Below are 445 nucleotides of genomic sequence, written 5' to 3' on the forward strand. Positions count from 1 at the left end.
CAGCAGGACGATCGCATCGAATATCCGCATCGGGGGCTCCTTGACGGGCGGCGGGAATGCGCGAGGCTCACGCGCGCCGCGGTGGCGTTCGGCCGTCCCGGGCGGGCGGCCTCGAATCGAACGGGCGAGCAACGGCCGTTCCTGGCGGCCCGCGCCCCGGTCATCCGGCGAATACGCGGCCACGAGCGGGTTTCGGATTCTTCAATATATGGCGTGCGCCGGCGTTTGCACAAACTATGCTGAAAATCGTCTTAATCGCGCGCGTTATTGAACGTGTCGAATCGAATGTCCGCTTCGATGCGCGAATCGGAAAAGACGGCGCGAACGAAAATGCCCGTTCCGTTCGCCGGTGGCTGACGCCGCGCTTGCGTCCGCCTTTCCGATGGCCGCCGGCAGGCCCGCCTGCATTCGCCGGCGGTGCGCATCTATCGAAAAAAACGAGTAT

Annotated in this window: 2 protein-coding genes; both read left to right on the top strand. The window is 64.3% G+C overall.

Translation table 11 applies throughout. The features are described from left to right. Nucleotides 1-243 (top strand): hypothetical protein (locus J5M58_RS26990; protein ID WP_207880484.1); only part of this gene is annotated, 243 nt, incomplete at its 5' end. After that, a partial coding sequence (locus tag J5M58_RS26995) for a hypothetical protein (RefSeq protein ID WP_207880486.1) occupies nucleotides 237-445 on the top strand: 209 nt, incomplete at its 3' end. The genes J5M58_RS26990 and J5M58_RS26995, both read left to right, overlap by 7 nt.

This window comes from Pseudomonas sp. 32_A, from assembly GCF_017490905.1.
GTDB lineage: Bacteria > Pseudomonadota > Gammaproteobacteria > Pseudomonadales > Pseudomonadaceae > Aquipseudomonas > Aquipseudomonas inefficax.